This window comes from Sulfurimonas sp., from assembly GCF_028694895.1.
Taxonomy (GTDB): Bacteria; Campylobacterota; Campylobacteria; order Campylobacterales; family Sulfurimonadaceae; genus Sulfurimonas.
The window spans coordinates 1-5,566 of the sequence record NZ_JAQVKA010000093.1 but is presented as its reverse complement, the minus strand read 5'-3'; the positions used below and the strand labels follow the sequence as shown (position 1 = coordinate 5,566).

Annotated in this window: 7 protein-coding genes and 1 pseudogene; 6 read left to right on the top strand and 2 right to left on the bottom strand. The window is 35.5% G+C overall.

Annotated features, from left to right (window positions below):
* Both PHI38_RS08740 and queA read left to right on the top strand, forming a co-directional pair.
* The coding region (locus tag PHI38_RS08740) for a twin-arginine translocase subunit TatC (RefSeq protein WP_299855171.1) at positions 1-394 on the top strand (394 nt) is incomplete at its 5' end.
* Between the two features lies 1 nt (position 395).
* Positions 396-1,424 (top strand): tRNA preQ1(34) S-adenosylmethionine ribosyltransferase-isomerase QueA, encoded by a 1,029-nt coding sequence (gene queA / locus PHI38_RS08735; RefSeq protein WP_299855168.1) that lies wholly within the window; start codon positions 396-398, stop codon positions 1,422-1,424.
* Here queA and PHI38_RS08730 read toward each other — a convergent pair.
* Together PHI38_RS08730 and PHI38_RS08725 are read right to left on the bottom strand one after the other, a co-directional pair.
* Positions 1,419-2,195: a DNA-processing protein DprA gene (locus tag PHI38_RS08730; protein WP_299855165.1), complete on the bottom strand. Its 777-nt coding sequence runs from the start codon at positions 2,193-2,195 to the stop codon at positions 1,419-1,421. The two genes, queA and PHI38_RS08730, sit on opposite strands and share 6 nt — an antisense overlap.
* A gap of 3 nt (positions 2,196-2,198) precedes the next feature.
* Positions 2,199-3,275, bottom strand: a complete 1,077-nt coding sequence (locus PHI38_RS08725; protein ID WP_299855163.1) for a divergent polysaccharide deacetylase family protein — start codon at positions 3,273-3,275, stop codon at positions 2,199-2,201.
* A 199-nt stretch (positions 3,276-3,474) separates the two neighbouring features.
* On the opposite strand from PHI38_RS08725, the gene rpsF reads away from it, so the two are divergent.
* From rpsF to PHI38_RS08705, 4 genes and pseudogenes are all read left to right on the top strand, one after another.
* Positions 3,475-3,891 (top strand): 30S ribosomal protein S6, encoded by a 417-nt coding sequence (gene rpsF / locus PHI38_RS08720; RefSeq protein WP_299855160.1) that lies wholly within the window; start codon positions 3,475-3,477, stop codon positions 3,889-3,891.
* A gap of 53 nt (positions 3,892-3,944) precedes the next feature.
* Entirely contained in the window at positions 3,945-4,454 is a 510-nt protein-coding gene (locus PHI38_RS08715) for a single-stranded DNA-binding protein (protein ID WP_299855157.1), read from the top strand.
* Positions 4,455-4,480: 26 nt separating this feature from the next.
* Entirely contained in the window at positions 4,481-4,744 is a 264-nt protein-coding gene (gene rpsR, locus PHI38_RS08710) for a 30S ribosomal protein S18 (RefSeq protein ID WP_299855154.1), read from the top strand.
* A 109-nt stretch (positions 4,745-4,853) separates the two neighbouring features.
* Positions 4,854-5,566 (top strand): annotated as a pseudogene (locus PHI38_RS08705) (hypothetical protein); the annotation flags it as partial.

Genomic DNA, 5,566 nt, shown 5'->3' with positions numbered 1-5,566 from the left:
TCCTTTTGGTTTTGACTTTCTTATAACATTTGGTAGTTTTAAATTTACTCCACTTATCAACATTGAAGATTATGTAGGATTTTTTACAAAAATTATGTTTGGTTTTGGAATAGCATTTGAGCTTCCAGTTTTTGCTTACTTCTTAGCACTTCTTGGCATGATTAACGATAGACAGATGAAAGAGTTTTTCAGATACGCGATTGTTCTTATCTTTATCGTCTCAGCACTTTTAACGCCTCCTGATGTTTTAACACAACTGCTCATGGCCGTTCCACTTATCCTTCTTTATGGCGCATCTATTTTAATCGTTAGAGCTGTAAATCCTGCACCTCCTCTTGAAGAAGAAGATGATGAAGAAGAAGTTGAAGAAGATACAAAGAAAATAGAGAACTAATATGAGTAGCAGCGAGCTACTCACCTCCAGCTATAATTTCACTCTCCCAAAAGAGCTCATAGCTACCCATCCAGCTAACCCAAGAGACAGTGCAAAACTTCTTGTTTATAACAGAGAGAGTGGTGAGATTTCACATGCATATTTTTATGATTTAGAAAAATTTATCCCTAAAAATTGTGCACTTATTTTCAATGATACAAAAGTTATAAAAGCAAGACTCTTTGGGCAAAAAGAGAGTGGCGCAAAGATTGAACTTCTAATAAACAGAGCACTAGATGCACATAATATTCATGTTTTTATAAGAGGAAAAGTTAAAGTAGAAACTATTATATCTCTAGGATCAGGCTTAGTTGCTAAGGTAATAGAAATACTTGAAGACGGAAGCAGAGTTGTAAACTTCTATAAAAACGACTCTCTTTTGCGTTTTGAAGAGGTACTTCCTATCATAGAGAAGATAGGTCATATTCCACTTCCACCATATATCCAAAGAGAAGATAACAAAGAGGATGAGAGCGAGTATCAGAGTGTATTTGCTAAAGAAGAAGGCGCAGTAGCAGCTCCAACGGCCTCACTTCACTTTACAAAAGAGCAGCACAAGAGAGTCTGCTCAAACTTTGCACATGCCTATATTACGCTTCATGTAGGGAGTGGCACTTTTAAGCCTGTTGAGTGCGAGAAGATATTAGAGCACCCTATGCACTCCGAGTATTACGATATTTCTGACTCAGCAAAAGAACTACTTGATTCAGACATTGCATTACTAAGCGTTGGAACAACATCTACAAGAACCATAGAGTTTTACGCAAGAAATAAAGAGCAACAAAGAGGAGAAGCAAATCTTTTTTTGCATCCAAACAACAAGCCTCTTAGAGTAAATCATATACTCACAAACTTCCATCTCCCAAAATCAACACTACTTATGTTAGTTGCCTCTTTTGTGGGACTAGATAAAGCAAAAGAGCTTTACAGCGTAGCGATTGAGAAAGAGTATAGATTCTACTCTTATGGCGATGCTATGTTGATTTTATAGCTTTATTATTACGCCATTTTTTATTTTTATATCTCCGTTTAACTCTGCTTCAAAAACCCTTTGTGGATACTTAGCTAAAGCTACATCATAAGTTGGATTTGTAGCGCAGAACTCCATAAACTCATCTTTTATTTTTGGGGTATTGGTTGTATTTGTAGAAAATCTCGAGACAAACTCATCTATATCATAGATTACTTCTGCCTTTTTATCGCGCAGTAGTTGGTTTGTACCATCACTCTCTCCAAGGCGTTGAGGAAGTACAAAAATCTTCTTGCCCATCTTTAGTGCAAATTCTACACTTCTCATAGTACCGCTATCTATCTCTGCTTCACCAACAACTAAAACCTCTCCAAGAGCAACGACTAACTCGTTTCTCACTACAAAACTCCATGGAGTCGCACTATATCCACGTTCAAACTGACTTAATAAAAGTCCATTTTTCTCTATATCATTTAGTAAGTTCTTGTTTACGGCTGGATATCTAACATCAACGCCGCATGGTAAAACTGCTATGGTATTAAAAGAGCCAGCCCCAATATGAGCAGTTGCATCTATTCCCATAGCTCCACCACTTACTATACATATACCGTTATTTGACAAAGTAGAGGAGAGTTTATCTATAAATAGTCTTGAGTATTTAGTAGGTTTTCTGCTTCCTACAATTGAGATTTTTACACTATTTAAAAGAGGGAGATTCCCGTTATAAAAAAGCTCTTTTGGGTATTTCTTCATAGATAGAAGTTCAGGGATTTCAAACTCTATCTTACTCATGTTTTATAGCTTGTTCACCAGAACTAAATCAACATCTGCAAAAAGCTTTTTTGATTCATTGAGTGCTGCGATTGTGTTTGGATGTGGATGACCTATGGCTACAGCACTTCCATGTTTTTTTGCAACCTCAATTGCTCTTTTAATCTGTGATAATACATATGCTTTATCCATTTTATGATCCAAAAATATATCTCTTCCTATATACTCTAGAGAATATTTTTTTAAAACTTTTTGCGCTTTAGAATCCCCTGTTGTTCTACTATCTACAAAAGTTATATTTGATTTTTTGAGAGCCAAAATAAGTTTATCCATAGCAACTTCATTTGCTGTGAATTTACTCCCCGTATGATTGTTAAGATACTTTACTTTTGGAAAAAGCTTCTTTATCTCTTCAACTCTTTGTACGATTTTTTCACTAGAATCATCTACTCTTAATGTTAGTGGTTCTTCTGCCTTAAAATTCTGCGCTTCCATTGGCAAATGAACCATATAGAAACTCTCTTGTGATGCTAGAATAGCAGAAGATGGTCTAGCTTTACTTGGCGGTAAAAAAGACATAGTTATTGGTAAATGAAGACTCTTTACAGCGTTTACGTGTGACTTAACACTAATATCATCAATAATAATTGCAAGTTTTGGTCTCTTAGTGCTTTTTACAACTTTACGCTCAATAGCTTTAGGCAAAACTGCTTCCTCAACTTCATGTGAAGCATCCTCATACTGAGCAACCACCTCTTTTATTGAAAGAGATGATGTCAAATTGTCCTCATTTGGCTCTTTTGATGGCTCAGGCGGAAGTGGTTCTTTTTTTAAAACCTCCTTTAGTCTCTCACTAACGCTTTGCTCATCTTTAAGGCTCTTTCTTTTGGCGCTCTCTTGTTCTAGTTTTTTTATCATCGATTGTTTTATTTTTTCTTTGGATTGCTCTTTTTTAAGGGCATCCTCTTTTGCACCATCATGACCAACATAATATCCAGCAACAAATGCCCCTAAAAGCATAACAATAAATGCTAAACTCCAGACAAAATAAGTTAAAAAATTTGAACTTTTTTTAGGACTAGCTTTTTTTCTTTTTGACATATAATCTCCATATTTATTGAATAAAACTATATCCTAAAAAAATAAAATATATAACGGCTTACTATCTTTTTAAGTAACTTTTTTGTATAATCCGCCGTTCCTTTCTCTTTGTATCGATAATATATTTCGATATATATACATCCGAAAGGGAAACAAAAGCCTATTTTATGGGCGAAATACCAAAGGGAGATTATACTCTATGAGAAATTACGAAAACCTAGTAATCGTAAAACCAACATTAACAGCTGAAGAAATTCAAGCTAACATCAACGCAATTGAAGAAGTAATTACTTCAAACGGTGGCGAAATAGCAGCAAGAGATGCAATGGGAATGAGAAAATTAGCATACCCACTTGCAAAAAACGAGCGTGGATATTTCCATGTTATCTACTATTCAGTTGATCCTTCAGCGATTAGCGAAATTGAGAGACGTTTTCGTATAAATGAAGAATTACTTCGTTTTGTAACTATCAAATACGATACTAACCGTGAAGTAACAGCTTGGAATCAACTAGTTCAAAAAGCTATAAAAAAAGCAACTCAACCAGCTGGCGAAGCTAAAGTTGAAGAAGAAGTTGTAATTCCAGCAGCTTTTGAAAAAGATGAAGAAGAGTAGAGACAAAAACGTCACAGTAATTGGCTAACGCCTAAACAAAAGAAGGAATATTCATGTATAACAAAGTTATTTTGGTTGGAAATTTAACAAGAGACATTGAACTAAGATACTCTCAAGGTGGAATGGGCATAGCTAATACTGGCCTTGCTACAAGCCGCAAATTTACCGTAAATGGTGAAAAGAGAGAAGAAGTCTGTTTTGTAGATATTACATTTTTTGCAAGAAGTGCAGAGATAGCCAACCAATACCTTAGAAAAGGGAGTAAAATCCTAGTAGAAGGTAGACTTAACTTTGATCAATGGGTAGATCAAAACGGGCAGAAACGTTCTAAGCATTCTGTTGTTGTTGAAACTATGCAGATGTTAGACTCTAAAAACAGTGCTGCTGCGCAATCAGATGAATATCCTGCGCAACAAAATCAGCCAAATCAGAGCTACCAGCAACCAAGCTATCAACAACAACAGCAGCCACAAAGCTATCAGAAGCCAAGTGCGCAACAACAAATGCCAAGTAACAGCTCTATCCCTGAGATAGACATTGATGAAGATGAAATTCCATTTTAGAATATTAGATAACACAAGGAGATAACATGGCAGAAAGAAGAAAGTATAAAAAAAGATACTGTAAATATTGTGAAGCAAAAGTTGACTTCATGGACTATAAAGATGTAGGAGCTCTTCGCTTCTCACTTTCAGAGAGATATAAAATCATGCCTCGCCGTTTAACAGGTAACTGTAAACGTCACCAAGACATGATAGCTACAGTTATTAAAAGAGCTCGTGCTGCGGCATTAGTTCCATATACAGTAACTCGTACTACAGTTGTAACTGCTCCATTTGAAAATTTAAGATAATTTTCAATAAAGTGCCCTTTTTGGGCATTTTTAACTTCAAACCCCTCAACCTTTATAACATATCATTTAGGAATATTTTTTGCTACACTATAGTTAAAAAAGTAGACATATGCACTATCTATTAACAATCATTCTATTAATCTCTTCTCTTTACGCAAAACCAGTACCCTTTTCTATAATCATTGATGAACCATTTAACAATGCACTTCTTGATATTACAGAGGATTTTGACCGCTCTATGAGTGCTGTTGGTTTTATAAAACCTTATAAAAAAGGTACAGATGGGCCAGTTGATGGTGTATATAGAAATGCTTTTGATTATCTAGCTTCATTGTCAAGCTCAAATGGCTCTTTAATGCATCTTATAAAAGTAGGTTCACAAGCAGAGATAGAACTTAGAAAATCAGTTACACTCTCACAATTTGCCGAGGCTTTTGGCGTAGTTAAAACTCACAATAATGGCTATATTATAGGTGGTAACACTCTTGATGGTTCACTTATAGTTGTTGGACTTGACTCTAATGCAAACATGATATTTCACAAAATATTTGGAACTCCAAATCAAGATAAGATGAACAAGATTCATCTTTTGCGTGACGGTGGTGTTTTGATAATCGGCTCATCTACAACTTCAAAACCACAGACTAATAGCCTTTTTAAGGGTGGTCTAGGACTGAGTGATATATATTTAAGTAGATTTTCAAGTAGAGGCGAGTTGCTGTGGAGTAAAAAGTATGGCTCACCTGAAGATGATAGCGGAATTGACGCTGTAGAGGCTGAAGATGGCTCTATCGTTATACTTGGTCAAAAAAGTAGTGGCAG